General features: G+C 26.1%; 2 protein-coding genes. Both read right to left on the reverse strand.

All coding sequences use genetic code 11. The features are described 5' to 3' along the window. The coding region (locus HMPREF9131_RS02465; RefSeq protein ID WP_036744216.1) for a hypothetical protein at positions 1–839 on the reverse strand (839 nt) is incomplete at its 3' end. Beyond that, positions 836–1,190 (reverse strand): hypothetical protein (locus HMPREF9131_RS02470; RefSeq protein ID WP_009345186.1); only part of this gene is annotated, 355 nt, incomplete at its 5' end. The genes HMPREF9131_RS02465 and HMPREF9131_RS02470, both read right to left, overlap by 4 nt.

The raw sequence follows: 1,190 nt of genomic DNA on the forward strand, positions 1-1,190 counted from the left end.
CTAATTGACCCAGCTCTGTCAAAGGGGTCTATCAAATATCCTTTAAGATTTGTGGGACTATTAATTTGACCCTCTCTATCTAAATATATGACACCTTCATTTCTGAAATTATCATTATAAATTTTACCATTTATTATAAATAAATTTTTAAATTTTATTTTTCCAACAATTTCTAGACTTCCATTTTTTAGATAAATAATATCCCTATAACTTATCAGTGCTTTTGTTACTTCTTCCTTCTCTAAATTGTCAAGCTCAATTTCTTCATATAATTTAAAAAATGGCCCCATATCTTTTATTTTATAATTTCCCTCTATTTCAAAAATTTTACAGTTTAAATCTGCCTGAGAGTTTTTTATTTTTTCAAAACCTTTAACTATTTCATTTAAATCTTCATTTTTAATATTTGAAGAATTTAATATTGCCTTTTTCTTTTTATATGCTTGGTTAATATAAGTCCCTTCTAGTCCATACTTTGAATTTATTTTCTTGTATGTGCATTCTGATTCTAATTTAAACTCTCCTGTTTTCCATAATTTCAAAATTATTCTTTCATCGTTCAAATCACTTATATCTATGGTAGGATTTATACGCTTTTCAATACCTTTCTTGTGAGATTTCGCTTCTTCATAATAACTTTTTAAATTTTCTAAAAAATTATCTTGACTTAATGCTAAATTTATTAAAGATTCGGCATAATAATCGGCTTGAATTTTCTTCTGCCTATTTTTTGCAACTTGAATAGAAGTATAAGAGCTTTGGTAGATAAAATAAAATATAACAGCCAAAAGGCTTATAATGATAATAGTAAATATGTATATAAAACCTTTCTTCTTCACTCTTGCACCTCTATACACCTAAGAGCTATTTCTTTTTTAATTAGAGTTTTTTTCTCATCTCGAATTTCTAAAGTCAACAAATTTCCATCAAGATTTGATTTTAAACTAACGCCTTCTGCTAATTTATTTTTACCATCACAGCTTGAATTATTCACGTTAATTTTATGCAAAGTGGAGGCTTGAAAAGTTATTCTGTAAATATTTTTGTTATAATTTATATAACAAATATGCTCATACTTGCCCTTAGTTGAAATATTATTCACAGCATCTTTTACAATAACTATGGATGAATCGGCATCAGTTTTGTAATAGTATTTTGCCTTTGATATTTCATCTTTTATATAATCAAGT

Origin of the sequence: Peptoniphilus sp. oral taxon 836 str. F0141 (genome assembly GCF_000179335.1) — a bacterium.
In the GTDB taxonomy this organism is placed as follows: Bacteria; Bacillota; Clostridia; order Tissierellales; family Peptoniphilaceae; genus Peptoniphilus_A; species Peptoniphilus_A lacrimalis.